Origin of the sequence: Campylobacter sp. CFSAN093224, assembly GCF_012897395.1 — a bacterium.
Taxonomy (GTDB): Bacteria; Campylobacterota; Campylobacteria; order Campylobacterales; family Campylobacteraceae; genus Campylobacter_D; species Campylobacter_D jejuni.
Genome location: NZ_CP040607.1, coordinates 666,725 through 680,570, shown reverse-complemented (window position 1 = coordinate 680,570; position 13,846 = coordinate 666,725). Strand labels below are relative to the sequence as shown.

Annotated in this window: 16 protein-coding genes; 6 read left to right on the top strand and 10 right to left on the bottom strand. The window is 30.3% G+C overall.

Going from position 1 to position 13,846, the window contains the following annotated elements:
- The first annotated feature begins 107 nt into the window (after positions 1 to 107).
- Genes FBF11_RS03540 through FBF11_RS03520 form a run of 5 tightly spaced genes read left to right on the top strand, consistent with a single transcriptional unit; the run spans position 108 to position 4,045 of the window.
- Positions 108 to 1,295: a M48 family metallopeptidase gene (locus FBF11_RS03540; protein WP_038816928.1), complete on the top strand. Its 1,188-nt coding sequence runs from the start codon at positions 108 to 110 to the stop codon at positions 1,293 to 1,295.
- Complete coding sequence (locus FBF11_RS03535; RefSeq protein WP_038816929.1) at positions 1,292 to 2,107, top strand: HemK/PrmC family methyltransferase; 816 nt, start codon at positions 1,292 to 1,294, stop codon at positions 2,105 to 2,107. Before FBF11_RS03540 ends, FBF11_RS03535 begins: the two co-directional genes overlap by 4 nt.
- Positions 2,108 to 2,119: 12 nt before the next feature.
- The gene (locus FBF11_RS03530) at positions 2,120 to 2,590 is read left to right on the top strand and encodes a DUF4149 domain-containing protein (protein ID WP_168977455.1); all 471 of its coding nucleotides are present in this window, start codon (positions 2,120 to 2,122) and stop codon (positions 2,588 to 2,590) included.
- A 38-nt stretch (positions 2,591 to 2,628) separates the two neighbouring features.
- The gene (gene flaC, locus FBF11_RS03525) at positions 2,629 to 3,378 is read left to right on the top strand and encodes a flagellin C (protein ID WP_168977454.1); all 750 of its coding nucleotides are present in this window, start codon (positions 2,629 to 2,631) and stop codon (positions 3,376 to 3,378) included.
- 34 nt (positions 3,379 to 3,412) lie between these two features.
- Positions 3,413 to 4,045 carry a YggS family pyridoxal phosphate-dependent enzyme gene (locus FBF11_RS03520; RefSeq protein WP_002852054.1) on the top strand — a complete coding sequence of 211 codons (633 nt, stop codon included), beginning with the start codon at positions 3,413 to 3,415 and terminating at the stop codon, positions 4,043 to 4,045.
- 11 nt (positions 4,046 to 4,056) lie between these two features.
- Here FBF11_RS03520 and dnaE read toward each other — a convergent pair whose 3' ends face one another.
- Positions 4,057 to 7,659, bottom strand: coding sequence for a DNA polymerase III subunit alpha (gene dnaE / locus FBF11_RS03515; RefSeq protein ID WP_002852165.1), 3,603 nt, complete (start codon positions 7,657 to 7,659; stop codon positions 4,057 to 4,059).
- 192 nt (positions 7,660 to 7,851) lie between these two features.
- Here dnaE and FBF11_RS08575 point away from each other — a divergent pair, with 192 nt between their 5' ends.
- Positions 7,852 to 8,094, top strand: a complete 243-nt coding sequence (locus tag FBF11_RS08575; protein ID WP_257406500.1) for a SelT/SelW/SelH family (seleno)protein — start codon at positions 7,852 to 7,854, stop codon at positions 8,092 to 8,094.
- A 12-nt stretch (positions 8,095 to 8,106) separates the two neighbouring features.
- Here FBF11_RS08575 and FBF11_RS03505 read toward each other — a convergent pair whose 3' ends face one another.
- From FBF11_RS03505 to ffh, 9 genes are all read right to left on the bottom strand, one after another.
- On the bottom strand, positions 8,107 to 8,436 hold the full coding sequence (locus FBF11_RS03505; RefSeq protein WP_002854966.1) for an ArsC/Spx/MgsR family protein: 330 nt from the start codon (positions 8,434 to 8,436) through the stop codon (positions 8,107 to 8,109).
- Positions 8,433 to 9,773 carry a 3-deoxy-7-phosphoheptulonate synthase class II gene (locus FBF11_RS03500; RefSeq protein ID WP_057042317.1) on the bottom strand — a complete coding sequence of 447 codons (1,341 nt, stop codon included), beginning with the start codon at positions 9,771 to 9,773 and terminating at the stop codon, positions 8,433 to 8,435. Before FBF11_RS03500 ends, FBF11_RS03505 begins: the two co-directional genes overlap by 4 nt.
- A gap of 23 nt (positions 9,774 to 9,796) precedes the next feature.
- Entirely contained in the window at positions 9,797 to 10,210 is a 414-nt protein-coding gene (gene uraH, locus FBF11_RS03495; RefSeq protein ID WP_002852246.1) for a hydroxyisourate hydrolase, read from the bottom strand.
- A 132-nt stretch (positions 10,211 to 10,342) separates the two neighbouring features.
- Positions 10,343 to 10,699 (bottom strand): 50S ribosomal protein L19, encoded by a 357-nt coding sequence (rplS, locus tag FBF11_RS03490; protein ID WP_002852307.1) that lies wholly within the window; start codon positions 10,697 to 10,699, stop codon positions 10,343 to 10,345.
- 10 nt (positions 10,700 to 10,709) lie between these two features.
- The gene (gene trmD / locus FBF11_RS03485) at positions 10,710 to 11,414 is read right to left on the bottom strand and encodes a tRNA (guanosine(37)-N1)-methyltransferase TrmD (protein WP_002868040.1); all 705 of its coding nucleotides are present in this window, start codon (positions 11,412 to 11,414) and stop codon (positions 10,710 to 10,712) included.
- Positions 11,411 to 11,950 carry a ribosome maturation factor RimM gene (gene rimM / locus FBF11_RS03480; protein ID WP_002852323.1) on the bottom strand — a complete coding sequence of 180 codons (540 nt, stop codon included), beginning with the start codon at positions 11,948 to 11,950 and terminating at the stop codon, positions 11,411 to 11,413. Before rimM ends, trmD begins: the two co-directional genes overlap by 4 nt.
- Positions 11,943 to 12,185, bottom strand: a complete 243-nt coding sequence (locus tag FBF11_RS03475; RefSeq protein ID WP_002852144.1) for a KH domain-containing protein — start codon at positions 12,183 to 12,185, stop codon at positions 11,943 to 11,945. Before FBF11_RS03475 ends, rimM begins: the two co-directional genes overlap by 8 nt.
- Positions 12,186 to 12,187: 2 nt before the next feature.
- The gene (gene rpsP, locus FBF11_RS03470; protein ID WP_002852274.1) at positions 12,188 to 12,415 is read right to left on the bottom strand and encodes a 30S ribosomal protein S16; all 228 of its coding nucleotides are present in this window, start codon (positions 12,413 to 12,415) and stop codon (positions 12,188 to 12,190) included.
- Positions 12,416 to 12,479: 64 nt separating this feature from the next.
- The gene (gene ffh, locus FBF11_RS03465; RefSeq protein ID WP_057097092.1) at positions 12,480 to 13,817 is read right to left on the bottom strand and encodes a signal recognition particle protein; all 1,338 of its coding nucleotides are present in this window, start codon (positions 13,815 to 13,817) and stop codon (positions 12,480 to 12,482) included.
- Between the last annotated feature and the right edge of the window lie 29 nt (positions 13,818 to 13,846).

Genomic DNA, 13,846 nt, shown 5'->3' with positions numbered 1-13,846 from the left:
AATATACACCAACTTAGTTGAAAAGAATATTATTTTAGATTTTAAACTATTAACTTTATTTCATTATTTTAAGCTAGAATTCGCAAAAAACCAATCAAGGAAAAATAATGACTTTAATTGCAATTTTATGTCTTTACACAGCACTTTTATCTTGGATTTCCTATGCTCAAATTCGTTTCTTAGAAAGAGAAAAAGACAAACAAGCTCAAATTTTAAGCGAAAAAGACTATCAAAATGCAGCAGATATTGCCATCGAAAATGAAAAATTTAAACTATTTTCCAATTTTTATAATTTAATCATCAATATTGCATGGATAGGTTTTGGATTTTTATATCTTAAAGAATTGCTTATCTTAAACAACACTCGTTTTGAAAATACTTTATTTTTATTATCTTTTTTAATAATCACAAGTATTTTAAATCTACCTTTAAGTATTTATGAAAGTTTTATCAAAGATAAAGCCCATGGTTTTTCAAATATGACTGTAAAACTTTTTATCAAAGACACTATGAAAAGTCTTATTTTAACTTTAATATTTGGATTTTTAATCCTTTATGCTTTGCTTTTTTGCTATGATTTTTTTGGAACTTTTTGGTGGATTGCGGCCTTTATTTTTGCCTTTTGTATTATAGTGATTATAAATCTCATCTACCCTACCTTAATAGCACCTATTTTTAATAAAATGAAAAAACTAGACGATGAAAATTTGCTGAAAAAAATCAGCTCTTTGATGAAACAATGTGGGTTTAGTGCAAATGGGGTTTATGTTATTGATGCAAGCAAAAGAGATAAGCGTTTAAATGCTTATTTTGGTGGACTTTTTAAAAGCAAAAGAGTGGTGCTTTTTGATACATTATTAAAAGCCTTAAATGAAAGAGAACTTTTAGCTGTTTTAGGACATGAGCTTGGACATTTTGTTCATAAGGATATTATCAAAGCTTTATTTAACGGCGTTATAATTATGTTTTTACTTTTTTTTGTTTTTGCAAATTTACCTGAATTTGTTTACTTAGAAAGTCATCTAGAAGGAGTAAATGGTGGCGTGTTTGCTCTTTTATTTATCTTGGCAAATATTTTTAGCTTTTTAATCTCTCCTATACTTAACGCCTTAAGTAGAAAAAATGAATTTGCAGCTGATCAACACGGAGCTAAAGTTACAAGCAAAGAAGATATGAAAAATGCATTGATAGCTCTAGCAAGAGAAAATAAAGCTTTTATCAAAACAAGTAAAATATATGCATTTTTTTATCTCAGTCATCCAAGTATTAGTGATAGAATCAAGGCTCTTTCTTGACTATAAAAAATGCTCTTATGGAAGCTAAATCTAGCTTAAAAGGTTATGAAAATGAAGCAGTATTTATACTCTGTGAATATCTAAAAAAAGATAAAGCTTGGTTATTTTTAAACCAAGATATAAAAATAGATCATGAACCTTATTTTGAGCTTATAAAGCGTTTTAAATCTGGAGAACCTTTTGAATATATATTTGAAAAAGTGGATTTTTGGGGCTTAGAATTTAATATAAAAAAAGGCGTTCTAATCCCTCGCTATGATAGTGAAATTTTACTTTTTCAAATTTTAAATTTATGCAAAAAAAATACTTTTAATGGGATTTTAGAAATAGGATTTGGAAGCGGAATTTTAAGCATTGTTTTAGCCAAAGAACTTGAATTAAAAATCACAGCCTGTGATATCAATCCCAAAGCCTTAGAATTAGCTTTAGAGAATGCCAAATTACACAAAGTCGATCACTTGATTGACTTTAAACTTTGTCATTTTAAGCAAATTAAAGAAAATTATGATTTTATTTTTTCAAATCCACCTTATATTAAAAATTCATATCCTATAGATATTTGGGTGCAAAAAGAACCGAAAGAGGCTTTATTTGGCGGAGAAAAAGGATATGAAATTCTAGAAGAAATCATACATTTTTCCCTTGATAAAAAAGTTAAATTTTTAGCTTGCGAATTTGGCTATGATCAAAAAGAAATTTTGGAAAAAATTTTATATCAAAATAATTTCATTGTTGATTTTTTCAAAGATGAACAAGGTTATAATCGTGCTTTTATAGCTAAATTTACAAATATGCGTTATGATAAAAAATAAAAGGAGAAACTCTTGAAAGCTGTTAATTTATTTTTACTTGCCTCTATCATAGGGGTTGAACTCATACTAGGAATAGTTGTTGCACCAACAATTTTTTTTCCTCAAAATCTTATAGGAGAAGGAGTGTTGAGCCATTTTCAAAGTGGCTTAATGATGACGCAAATTTTTATTAAGATGGGATATTTGCTGATTTTTGTTTCAGTGGTTAATTTTTTATATGAAATTTATTCTCTTATGAAAGATGAAATGAAATTTCAAATAAAATTTTCAAAATTTATGCTGAGTTTGCTTATTTTGATTTTAAGCTTAATATTTGTTTTTTATTTTACTAATACCATAATTGAACTCCAAAACTTAGGCGAAAACACTACAAAAACTCAAGAATTTATCAGCATCCATAATGCAAGTGAAGTGGTGATTAAAATCATCTTGATAATGCAAGTTTTTTTATATTTCTTAAGCTTTAAAATAGCAAAAAAATGATAAAATATTAAATAAATCCAAAAGAGAAGGAGTAGGCCATGATGATCTCTGATGCAACTATGATGCAACAAAATTATTATTTAAATAATGCACAAAAAGCTAGCGATAAAGCTTTAGAAAATATTGCAGCTGTTCGCGCAATAAGTGGAGTTGATAGTGCTAATTTAGCTATTGCTGATTCTTTAAGATCTCAATCAAGCACTATAGATCAAGGTGTCGCAAATGCTTATGATGCTATAGGGGTTTTACAAATTGCAGATGCTAGCCTTACCAATATCTCTCAAAGCGCAGATAGACTTAATGAACTTTCAGTAAAAATGAACAATGCTGCACTTAATGATTCTCAAAAAGGAATACTAAGAACAGAAGCAACACGCATACAAGAATCCATCAATGATTCTTTTAATAATGCAACTTATAATGGAAAAAATGTCTTTCAAACTATGAATTTTGTAGTAGGTAGCGGAACTGAAACTACAAATTTAAATCCATTAGCAACAGATGGATTAAGCATAGATAATCAAGATAGTATTACAAATTTTATGGATCAACTTGGAAGTTTAAGAAGTGAAATAGGCTCAGGTATCAATGCCATCACATCAAATATTAATGCAAGTGTTCAAAATAGCATCAACTCAAAAGCAGCTGAAAATAATTTACTAAATAATGACATGGCAAAAAATGTCAATGATTTTAATGCCAATTATCTAAAAGAAAATGCTGCTGCTTTTGTTGCTGCGCAATCCAACATGCAGCTTCAAAGCAAAATTGCTAATTTATTACAATAAAATAAGCCCTAAATAGGGCTTATTTTTTATCAAAATGACTTTAGAGCAAATTTTAGAAAAAACCAAAAACGTTCGTCTTGTAGCCGCAAGCAAGTATGTCGATGCAAGTATAATTGAAAAGCTTTTTGATCAAGGTATAGTAGAATTTGGAGAAAATCAAGTCCAAGCTCTAGCACAAAAAAAAGAAAATCTTGATGAAAAAAAACTAGACATAAAGTGGCATTTTATAGGAACGCTACAAAGCAACAAAATCAATCTCTTAATCAAACAAAAACCTATATTATGGCACTCTTGCAATGGTATTAAAATAGCTAAAGCTATGGACAAAAGACTTGATTATAAATTAAATACTTTATTAGAAATCAATAGTGCAAATGAAAATAGCAAAAGCGGTCTAGATCCAAATCAAGCCGTAGAAGAATATTTACAAATACAAGAAGAATGCTCTAATTTAAATCTTTGTGGCGTAATGAGCATAGGATCACACAGCCAAGATAAAGAAAATATTATAAAAAGCTTTGAAACTACATTTAAAATTTATGAAATTCTTCAAAAACATGGGGCTAAGATTTGCTCTATGGGGATGAGTAATGATTTTGAAATTGCTATAAAATGCGGATCCAACTTGGTAAGACTCGGAAGCATTTTATTTAAAAATCTTAAGTAAAACAATCTTACTTAAGCATATTTATTAGAAATTTCCTCTACTATACTATCAGAGATAATAAAATCTGTATGATAAAGCAAGCAAGATCCCGCACTAATAACTTTTAAAACAAGTTTTTTATTATTTTTTTCATTAGGATTATGTGCATTTCTAGCAATTTCATGAATTTCATAGATTAATTCTCTATTCAATCTTGTCAAATCTAGCTCTATGATATTTTTTTCAAATTCCTTAGGTTCTGCGGTAAAATGATTTTCTTCTTTATTTTTAAAATCTTTTTTTGCTCCAAATTTTTTTATAGCTTTAATCTCGCCATCTTCAAGACTTTGCAAATCTTTAATTGCTTTTAAAAAAAAGCTAGGCTTCTCCCCTCCTTCAGCTTTAAATCCCAATACAAAACCATAGGCATTATTTTTTAAATTTTCATCTTTGATGATGTTTTCTATTTCTTCTACATTGCTTTCAAATACAGTAGCATCAAACGAAGAATAATAATCCAAAATTTCAATTCTACCATAACGCTTATTATTTTTACTCATCATGGATTTGAAATCTTCAATTTTACCTATACTTAAAATTTCTCCATTGTTTTTTAAACTTTCAAAATCTAAACTTTTAACATAATCTATGGCATTAATTTGTTCATAAAATCGATCTAAAGGATGGCCTGAAACATAAATTCCTAAAATTTCTTTTTCATATCCTAATTTTTCCATCACTTCAAATTCTTCATTTTTGGGAGTAAAATTTACTTGAACACCTGAAGTTAATTCCTCTTCACCAAAAAGAGAACTTGCAGCATTTTTTCTTACTTCAGCCATTTTACGCGATGCTTCGCTAAGATTTTCCATATTATCAAACAAAGCTTTTCTAGTAAAACCAAACTCATCAAAAGCCCCTGCCTTAATAAGACTTTCTAATGTTCTACGGTTTATTTTGGTGGGATCTATCTTACCTAAGAAATCATTAATATCCTTAAATTCTCCATCTTGTCTTGCTTCAAGTAAATTTTCAACTGCAGGAATACCCACACTTTTTATAGCCCCAAGTCCGTATATAATAGCATCCTTGCCATCTTGCTCTAAAGCACTAAATTCACGGATCGCTTTGTTAATCGATGGAGGTAAAAGTTTAATATTCATTTTTTTCATCTCATCAATATAAACAGCAATTTTATCCACATTGTTTTCTTCGCTTGTTAAAAGCGCTGCCATAAATTCACTAGGATAATAAGTTTTTAAATAAGCTGTTTGAAAAGTAATCAATGCATAAGCCGCAGAGTGAGATTTATTAAAACCATATCCTGCAAATTTTACGATAAGCTCCCATAAATCCTCAGCTTTTGCTCTATCATATCCTTGTTTTTCTGCTCCATCTGCAAAATCAGTTTTAAGCTTTTTCATCTTCTCAGGATCTTTTTTACCCATAGCACGACGCACTACATCAGCACCTCCTAAAGAAAAGCCACCTATAATTTGAACAATTTGCATAACCTGTTCTTGATAAACAATAACCCCATAAGTAGGCTCTAAAACCTTTTCTAAACTGTCAAAAGGATATTCTATACTTTTTAAACCATGCTTTCTGTCGATAAAATCATCAAGCATTCCTGATTCCATAGGGCCTGGACGATAAAGCGCAAGAACCGCAATGATATCTTCAAAACGCTCTGGTTTTAAGCGTGCATTTAAGCTTTGCATACCGCCTGATTCGATTTGAAAAATTCCCAAAGTATTTCCACTTTGTATGGTTTTATAAACTTTGCTATCATTTACATCTATAGTTTCCCAAATAATGTCTTTATTGTAACGCTTTTTAATAAGCTTGATCGCATTATTGATTACTGTTAAGGTTTTAAGACCTAAAAAGTCAAATTTTATCAAATCCACATCTTCTAAATGATCTTTAGAATACTGCGTTACCAAATGTCTTTCATCATTTTTACTTTGTCTAAAAAGCGGAGTTTTCTTCCATAAACTTTCATTAGAAATTACAACACCTGCTGCGTGCATACCCGCATTGCGATTTAATCCTTCTAAAGCTCTTGCATACTCCCAAACTTCAAGACCTTTAGGATGACGATCGATAAATTCTTTGATTTTAGGTTCTTTTTCATAAGCAGCATCAAGAGTGATTTTAAGCTCTTCAGGCACAAGTTTAGCAAGCTCATCAGCATCTTGAATACTCATATCACAAACTCTAGCCACATCACGAATCACCCCTTTAGCCAAAAGTTTACCAAAGGTAATCACCTGTGCAACCTTATCCGCTCCATATTTATCAATCACATAATCAATCACTTCAGCACGTCTGTCTTGACAAAAATCCACATCAATATCAGGCATGCTCACACGCTCAGGATTTAAAAAACGCTCAAAAAGTAGACTATAAGGAATAGGATCTAAATCCGTAATCCTTAAACAATAAGAAACCAAACTTCCTGCAGCTGATCCTCTTCCAGGGCCTACTGGAATACCTTTATCCTTAGCCACTTTAATAAAATCATGAACAATAAGCATATAACCTGAAAATTTCATATTTTTAATGATGTTAATTTCTACTTCAAGTCTTTGTTTGTATTCTTCATGCTTACTTTCATCGATAAATTTTAATCTCTCTTCAAGTCCCTTTTTGCAAAGTTCTTCAAAAACCATGTCATCATTATCAAAGCTAAATTCTTTTGTTTCTTCAGGTAAGATAATATTATGATCTTTAGCATATTCTCTTGTAAATTTAAAATTCGGTGGAGTGGGATTGCCAAGATTAAGCTCTAAATTACATTTTTGTGCGATTTCTTGTGTATTTTCTATAGCTTCTGGAATATCTGCAAAAAGCTCACTCATCTGCTCAGGACTTTTAACATAAAATTCATGCACACTATGACGCATTCTATCAGGATCGTTAAGTTTTTTTCCCATGGCTATACACATAAAAACCTCATGGGCAGCCGCTCTTTCTTTAAAAGTATAATGCGTATCATTTGTAGCAATGATTTTTATATTTAATTCTTTAGAAAGTCTGATAATATCATCATCTATCATTCTTTGATCGCCTATACCATGACGCATGATTTCAAAATAAAAATCATCTTTAAAAACTTTTTTATACCATAATGCCGCTTCTTTTGCTGCTTCATAGCCTTTTGCACCAAAACGCACATTTCTTTCACTATAAGTATTTAAGTGCCAATTTACTTCACCTTGCAAGCAAGCAGAAGAGCAAATAAGACCTTCGCTATAATCTTCCAAAAGCTTTTTATTGATACGCGGATAATAATACAAACCTTTAATATAACTTTGAGAACTTAAATACATTAAATTTTGATATCCAATCTCATTTTTTGCATACAAACAAAGGTGAAAACGCTGACGAGAACTTTTATCATCTAACTCATCATGATTATGCAAATACGCTTCTATACCAATGATAGGTTTTAAACCTTGTGCTTTCATTGTTTGATAAAAATCAATTGCCCCAAACATATTTCCATGATCTGTCATAGCCACACTTGTAGCACCCTGCTCTTTTAAAGTCAAAGCTAATTCTTTAAGCTTATTGGCTCCATCAAGCAAAGAATATTCTGTATGTAAATGCAAGTGTGTAAATTGACTCATTTTCTTCCTTTAGTTTTTTAAGGCTTATTTTAATTTTGATAAAAATTATAAATTTTTCTCGCTGAATTTGAAAGAAATTGACCCTAAATTTCAACTTAAATTTTACAAAAAGGCAAAAATTCAGCCAAAATAAACTATAATAAAATCTAAGATTTTAATCTTAATAAAAAGAACTTCTCAAAGGATGAAATGATGAAAGTAAAAATTGCTTATTGCAATCTTTGAAATTATCGCCCACAAGCTGCAAGGGTTGCAGAAGAACTACAAAGCGATTTCAAAGATGTTGAAGTAGAATTTGAAATTGGCGGCAGAGGTGATTTTATCGTTGAAGTAGACGGAAAAGTTATCTTCTCTAAAACACAACTTATTAATTGCGAAAGTGAAAGATTTCCATATCAAAATGAAATTAATCAATTAATAAAAAATAGAGTGTAATCAAACACTCTATCATAACATTTTCTCATATTCCTTACCAATATATATGTTTTGCTCATACTCGATAATAGGACGCTTAATACAACTTGGATTTTCCAATACAATTTTTTCAAGTTCTTTTTCATTTAAATTTTTAACTTTTTCTTTGTTTAAGCCAAGTTTTTTAGAAGTTAATCCAGCAGTATTGATAAGTTCTTCAAAAGATTTTTGTTTTAACCATGTGTATAAAATATCTTGATTAATCTTTTTAATATCCATAAAATCAAACACAATACCTTTTTGTGTTAAAGCATCCATAGCTTTCTTTACAGAATTGCAATTTTTAATACCATAAAGTTTCATTTTCTAGTCTTTTTTACCAAATCTGCGATTAAAAAAGCAAGTTCTAATGCTTGATCCGCATTAAGTCTTGGATCGCATTGAGTCTCATAACGATCTTCCAAGCTTTGAGCAGTAACATTGCTTGCACCACCTGTGCATTCTGTTACATCTTTCCCAGTCATTTCAAGATGCACTCCACCTGGATAAACCCCTTCGCTTGTTGCAATCTCAAAAAAAGATCTCACTTCTTGCATAATTTTATCAAACTCACGTGTTTTAAAATTGCCTGCTTTTACCGTATTTCCATGCATAGGATCTATGCTATATACTAAATTTAAACCTTCACTTTTAAGTTTAGAGAAAATTTTTGGCAAATTATTGATAATTTTATCTGCACCCATGCGGATAATAATATTTAATCTTCCTTCTTCATTGTTTGGATTTAAAACATTTGCTAAAGCTATGATATCATCAGCACTTGCACTAGGTCCTATTTTAACCCCTAAAGGATTTTTTACTCCACTTAAAAAATGCACATGAGCTTCATCAAGCGCCCTTGTTCTTTCACCTATCCAAAGCATGTGAGCTGAACAATCGTAAATTTCTCCACTTAAACTATCCACTCTAGTTAAAGCTTCTTCATAAGGCAAAAGTAAAGCTTCATGTGAAGTATAAACACTAACTTCTCTTAGACTTGGAGTATTACTTGTATTAATTCCACAAGCTTCCATAAAAGCTAAAGCTTGTGAAATTTTTTCACTGATATCAGTATATTGCTTATGGAGTTCACTCTTTTTTAAAAAGCCCAAATTCCAACGATGTACTTCATGTAAATCTGCTAAACCACCCTTAGCAAATCCACGCAACAAATTTAGCGTTATTGCGCTTTGATAATAAGCTTCAAGCATTCTATGTGGATCAGGAATGCGTGCTTGTTCACTAAATTCAAAACCATTAATAATATCACCACGATAACTAGGAAGACTTATACCATCTAACTCTTCAAAATCACTACTTCTTGGCTTGGCAAACTGCCCTGCAATACGACCAATTTTTATAACAGGACATCCACCAGCAAATGTAAGTACTATAGCCATTTGAAGTAAAATTTTAAACATATCACGGATATTTACAGCGCCAAAATTTTCAAAACTTTCAGCGCAATCTCCACCTTGAAGTAAAAAAGCTTCTTTTTTACAAACTCTTGCTAAAGACTTTTGAAGATTTCTCACTTCTCCAGCAAAAACCAAAGGAGGAAGTTTCTCAAGTCTTGCTAAAACTCTATTCATTTCCTCTTGATCTGGATAGATAGGTTGCTGTTTTATAGGATAGTTTTTCCAAGAATTCTTAGCCCACATGGTTTTTTCTTTCGTTTTATTTATCAGCTTCCTCTATAAGTTGAATAACCAAAAGGAGAAAGGGTTATTGGAACATGATAATGTTTCTGATCTTTAGAAAGCTCAAAACTTACCTCTACAAAAGGATAAAAAGTATTTATTTTGTGTGATGTGTAATAGTCTTTTGTAAAAAATTTAAGCTTATAAATTCCAAAAGCCCTATTTTCAGCTTTTTCATATGGTAATAAATCTCCTATTCTACCATTTTCTTCGGTAAATTCTTCACTTACTTTTTTCCACTGTTGATTTGCTTCCAACTTATAAAGCTCAACTTTTACTTTAGGAGCAGGTTGTCCAGAAGTAATATCCAAGACATGAGTACTTAATTGATATTCAGTAGCACTCAAAAACATTGGCACGCTTGCTAGTATTAATAAAGTTTTTTTAATAGAAAACATTTTCTCTCCTTGTATAATATTTACAAGGAATATTATACAAGAGTATTATTAATAATTAAAATCAAATAAATAATAATTATAAATTAATTATAATTATTTAATTGTTAGACTTATAATAAAAATAATTATAAATTATTTTTTAAGCTCTTTAATACGCGCTGCTTTACCGCGTCTATCTCTTAAGTAGAATAATCTTGCACGGCGTACACGACCACGACGCAAAACAGTAATACTTTCTAAACTTTCACTATAAATAGGAAAAATTCTCTCAACGCCAACATTATTAGCGCCAATTTTACGCACGATAAAAGTTTCACTTACGCCATTACCTCTTCTAGCAATACAAATACCCTCAAAATTTTGGATTCTTGTTTTATCTCCTTCTTTGATGCGAATTGCAAGCTTTAAAGTATCACCAGCACGAAAATCTGGAACATTTTTACCTTCAATTTGTTTTGCTTCAAATTGTTCTATATATTTATTTTTCATAAAAAATCCCTTATTTTTTGCGTTCATGCTCTAAAAATAAATCTGGACGAAAAAATTTCGTTTTGCAAGACGCCAAAGTAGTTTTTAAACTTGCAATTCTAGCGTGATTACCCTTTAAAAACTCTGAAGGAGTATAAAATTTTTTATTTTTTTTCTCAAAAATAAAAGGTTTTGAAAAAGCAGGCGCTTCGAGTAAATTATTTTCAAAGCTTTCTTCTTCCAAACTTTCCATATTTCCTAAAACCCCGTTAACATTTCTTAAAATTGCATCACACATTACAAGCGCAGGTAATTCTCCTCCAGTTAAAATAAAATCCCCTATACTAAAAACTTCATTCGCAAAAATTTCAAGCACTCTTTCATCTATACCTTCATAGCGCCCACATACAAAAACTATATGTTCTTTTTTACTTAAGCGTTTGGCGTCTTTTTGATTAAAGGTTTTACCACTTGGATTTAAAAAAATAAAATAGGGATTTTCTTTTTTTTCTTGAATACTTCTTAGCACCTCATACATAGGTTCAGCTTGCATCAAAAGTCCAGCTCCACCACCTATTTTATAATCATCGACTTTATGATAAGAATTTTTAGAAAAATCTCTTGGATTATAAAAATTAAGTTTGAAAAGTTTTTTTTCTTTTGCTCTTGCAAGTATAGAATCTTGAAAGTAAAATTCCATAAGATTAGGGAACAAAGAAACGAAACTAAATTTCATGAATTTTCTAAAATTAAAAAAGCATCTTGCGTGCAAAAAATCTGTCGTTTTTCTATATCTATATTTTTAACAAATTTATCCAAATATGGAATAAAAAATATTTTAGGATATTTTTTTTCAACCCATTTTTCATCACTTTGAATTTCAAATAAATAAGAAGCTCCAGTTTCCAAGATATCAACCACTTTACCTAATCTTTTATCTTCTTCAAAAACTTCACACTCTAAAATATCAAAATAAAAAAACTCATCTTTTTTTAATTTACAAGTTTGTCTGCTTTTCTCGATACTCTGAAAAAGAATAAGATTAGTTAATTCTTTGGCCTTTTCTATATCTTCATAATTTTCAAATAAAACAGTAGAATTGTTTGCATTATAATGCTTAATCTTTAACATTTCTTTGGTGTTTTTTATAAAAAAAGTAGCATCTTTTTTAAATTGAGAAGAAAAGTCGCTCAGGTTATGCAATTTTACATAACCCTTAAGACCCACAGTTTTACCAAGTTTTGCAACTTGAACAAAATCTTTTTCACTCAAGTGCTTTTACCGTTACTCTATAAGAACTTGCATCCTTGCTCTTATAAGCAGAGATTACGGTTTTTATAGCATTGATCATTTTTCCATTTTTACCTATAAGCTTACCTGTATCAACCTTATGTGCAAAAAGAACAATCTCAAAAAAATTTTCACTTAATTCAATTTTTTGAGTATCAATCTGTTCAGGATAATCTGCAATTAATTTTGCGTATTCTCTAAGAAAATTCTCTACCATGATTATTTGCTAGTGATAGAAGCAACTTTATCGCTAAGTTTTGCACCAACACTTTTCCAATAAGCTAAACGCTCTGCATCAACTTTAATTACCTCAGGTTCTACCATAGGATTATAATACCCGATACTTTCTATCCAACCACCATCACGACGTTTTCTACTGTCTGTAACTACAATACGATAAAATGGTCTTTTGGTTCTACCCATTCTTGTAAGTCTAATAACTGTCATTTATACTCCTTAAAAATTAAAAATTTTATTTATAGATACTATAAAAAGTATTTATAAATAAAATTTAAAATTGCCTTCTAGCTTGACTCATCATCTGTGTTAAACTTTCCATTCCTTTTTTACCTGAAAATCTTTTTGCAAGTTTTGCTGCATTGCTAAATTGTTTTAAAAAACGATTGACTTCTACCTGAGAAAGACCTGCTCCCTCTGCTATACGACGCTTTCTAGCATTATTTAATAAATCAGGATTTTCTCTTTCTTTTGGAGTCATTGAAGAAATCATTGCTTTAATGCGTATGATTTCTTTAGAATTATCCAAATCTATATCTTTTACCACATTTGCCATTCCGCTAAGTCCTGGTATCATACCGATTAAAGACTTCATACTTCCTAATTTTTTAATACTTTCCATTTGATTAAGAAAATCATTAAAATTAAATTCACCTTTTTTAATTTTTTGATTGAGTTTTTTAGCCTCTTTTTCATCAATAATCGCAGCAGTTTTTTCAGCTAAAGTTGCCAAATCACCCTCACCCATAATACGACTTACTATACGATCTGGTATAAAAACTTCTAAATCTGCTACTTTTTCACCCACACCAATAAATCTTAAAGGAATACCGATTTGTTTTGCTATACCTAAGGCTACTCCACCTTTAGTATCTGCATCAAATTTTGATAAAATTACCCCACTGATACCTAAAACTTCATTAAAACTAGCAGCAGCCTTAACCCCATCTTGACCACTCATTGCATCAGCAACATAAAAAATCTCATCAGGATTTAAGACATCCTTAACTGCTCTTAACTCATCCATCAAAGCTTCATCTATAGCCAAACGTCCAGCAGTATCCACAAGCAAAACATCCACCATAGAACTTTCAGCCTTTTTTAAAGCCTCTTTAGCAACCCTAATAGGATCTTTTTCATTTTCTATGAAGAAAAGTTCAATTTCATTAGTTTCACAAAGTTGTCTTAGTTGCTCCACTGCTGCTAAACGCTGCAAATCACAAGCTGCAACTAAAACTTTTTTATTGCGTAATTTTAAATAATTTGCGAGTTTGATAGTGCTTGTAGTCTTACCGCCTCCTTGCAAACCTGCCATTAGAACTACTGTTGGGGGTTTAGAAGTAAAAACAAAACCTTGATTCTTACCATTGACACTTAAAATATTTTCTAAATTTATTTTAATGGCATTTAAAAATTGTTTTTGACCTATGCCATTTTGTTTTACATCTTCTTCTATTAAAGTCAAAAGCTCTTTAGTTACCTTATGATGAACATCTGCTTTTAAAAGAGCTTTTTTTAAGGTTTCTAAAGCGTTCTTAAGTGCTTTTTCATCATCAACAAAACGTAATTTATTAATCGCTGATTTAAAAGATTCGCTGACTAACTCAAACACTTTATCACCTTTCTATAAAATTTTTAAAT

Coding starts and splice junctions, on each gene's coding strand:
- FBF11_RS03540 (WP_038816928.1), top strand. CDS start 108: ATGACTTTAATTGCAATTTTATGTCTTTACACAGCACTTTTATCTTGG.
- flaC (WP_168977454.1), top strand. CDS start 2,629: ATGATGATCTCTGATGCAACTATGATGCAACAAAATTATTATTTAAAT.
- FBF11_RS03520 (WP_002852054.1), top strand. CDS start 3,413: ATGACTTTAGAGCAAATTTTAGAAAAAACCAAAAACGTTCGTCTTGTA.
- dnaE (WP_002852165.1), bottom strand. CDS start 7,659: ATGAGTCAATTTACACACTTGCATTTACATACAGAATATTCTTTGCTT.
- FBF11_RS03505 (WP_002854966.1), bottom strand. CDS start 8,436: ATGAAACTTTATGGTATTAAAAATTGCAATTCTGTAAAGAAAGCTATG.
- FBF11_RS03500 (WP_057042317.1), bottom strand. CDS start 9,773: ATGTGGGCTAAGAATTCTTGGAAAAACTATCCTATAAAACAGCAACCT.
- uraH (WP_002852246.1), bottom strand. CDS start 10,210: ATGTTTTCTATTAAAAAAACTTTATTAATACTAGCAAGCGTGCCAATG.
- rplS (WP_002852307.1), bottom strand. CDS start 10,699: ATGAAAAATAAATATATAGAACAATTTGAAGCAAAACAAATTGAAGGT.
- trmD (WP_002868040.1), bottom strand. CDS start 11,414: ATGAAATTTAGTTTCGTTTCTTTGTTCCCTAATCTTATGGAATTTTAC.
- FBF11_RS03475 (WP_002852144.1), bottom strand. CDS start 12,185: ATGGTAGAGAATTTTCTTAGAGAATACGCAAAATTAATTGCAGATTAT.
- rpsP (WP_002852274.1), bottom strand. CDS start 12,415: ATGACAGTTATTAGACTTACAAGAATGGGTAGAACCAAAAGACCATTT.